This window comes from Sphaerisporangium rufum (genome assembly GCF_016863395.1).
GTDB classification, from domain to species: Bacteria; Actinomycetota; Actinomycetes; order Streptosporangiales; family Streptosporangiaceae; genus Sphaerisporangium; species Sphaerisporangium rufum.
Genome location: NZ_BOOU01000153.1, coordinates 1 through 914, shown reverse-complemented (window position 1 = coordinate 914; position 914 = coordinate 1). Strand labels below are relative to the sequence as shown.

The 914-nt window shown below is 72.6% G+C and carries 1 protein-coding gene; it reads left to right on the top strand.

Going from position 1 to position 914, the window contains the following annotated elements; genetic code table 11:
* Positions 1–267: 267 nt before the first annotated feature.
* The coding region (locus Sru01_RS35105; RefSeq protein WP_203995266.1) for a hypothetical protein at positions 268–914 on the top strand (647 nt) is incomplete at its 3' end.

Genomic DNA, 914 nt, shown 5'->3' with positions numbered 1-914 from the left:
ACCTGACGCGCGCCCCGGAGCGCAGGCGCCACGCGGGCCCGGCCGGACCCCCTGGCAGACGCCGTAGAAGACGCCGTAGAAGACGCCGTGTGAACCTGCCGGCCTGACACACCCCGCGGCCGGGGAGATCGCCCCGGCCGCACCGGGCACCGCCCGGTCCCGCCGGGAGCGTTCCCGGCCGTTCCTTCCCTTTTCTCTTCCTCACCTCGGCGCGTGCCGCCATGCCCGCATCCGGCCGGCGGCCGCGCCCTCTCCCAAGGAGCCAGCATGAAGACCAACGTTCTGTCCCGGGCCGGCCTGGCCACCGCGGCCGCGATGACCGCCGCCGGGCTCGTCCTGACCGCTGGCCCGGCCATGGCCGGGCCCACGCCCACCCCCGGCCCCGCCGCGCCGGCCATCGACATGCACGCGACGGCCTACACCCTCAAGGCCTGTGACCCGTCCGGCACCACGGCGACCGACGCCGCGCTGGCCACCCAGCTGAACGGCAGCCTGCACGTCGGCGACCCCAGCCTGCGCGGCTACATGACGGCCTACCGGGTCTCCTGCGCCCGCATGGTCGTCAAGGCGGTGCAGGACCGTGGGCTGGACCTGCGGGCCGCGGTGATCGCGGTGACCACGACCATCGTGGAGACCGGCATCCAGAACATCGCCGACAAGGTGGACCACACCAGCGTCGGCCTGTTCCAGCAGCAGGACCCGTGGGGGTCGGAGGCCAACCGGCTCGATCCGATCTGGGCGACCAACGCCTTCCTCAACAAGATGGTCAGCAAGTACCCGAACAACTCCTGGAAGACCGCGCCGATCGGCGAGGTGTGCCAGGCGGTCCAGGTCTCCGCGTACCCGTCCCGATACCAGCCGCAGGCGGGCGACGGGCAGCTCATCGTGAACGCCATCGTCGCCGCCCAGCAGTC